The organism is Candidatus Symbiothrix dinenymphae (assembly GCF_001431085.1).
Genome location: NZ_BBRU01000255.1, coordinates 1 through 570 on the forward strand (window position 1 = coordinate 1; position 570 = coordinate 570).

At 51.8% G+C, this 570-nt stretch carries 1 protein-coding gene; it reads right to left on the bottom strand.

From position 1 onward, the window contains the following. Nucleotides 1-557: nitrilase-related carbon-nitrogen hydrolase (locus ASC50_RS03405; RefSeq protein ID WP_304518318.1), on the bottom strand; the 557-nt coding region annotated here is incomplete at its 3' end. Between the last annotated feature and the right edge of the window lie 13 nt (nt 558-570).

The following is a 570-nucleotide window of genomic DNA, read 5'->3' on the forward strand; positions in this document are numbered from 1 at the left end:
TGCCCTTGTTGCACCACCTGCCATGCTGTTTGTTGGCGTATTTTTTCGGCTTCCGGGTCTGTCGATTCCCAACCTATGGCGGTGGGGTAGATTAGCAGTTCGGCACCTGCCAATGCCATCAGGCGGGCGGCTTCGGGGTACCATTGGTCCCAGCAGATGAGCACGCCCAACTTGCCCAGCGAGGTCTGTATGGGTTGAAATCCCAAGTCGCCGGGGGTGAAATAGAATTTTTCGTAATAGGCAGGGTCATCAGGGATGTGCATTTTGCGGTATTTGCCCGCGATGGTGCCGTCGCGCTCAATGACCACGGCGGTGTTGTGATAAACGCCGGCGGTGCGCTTTTCAAACAACGACAGCACCAGCACAATGCCCAATTCTTTAGCCAATCGCCCAAACAAGTCGGTAGATGCTCCGGGAATAGTTTCGCTACCATCAAAAGCCTGCGTATTTTCCGTCTGACAAAAATACAACCCATTATGCAACTCCTGCAACACCACAAGTTGCGCCCCCCGAGAAGCACAAAAACGAATATTGACAATCAACCTATCAATATTCACCCGATTATCAAAA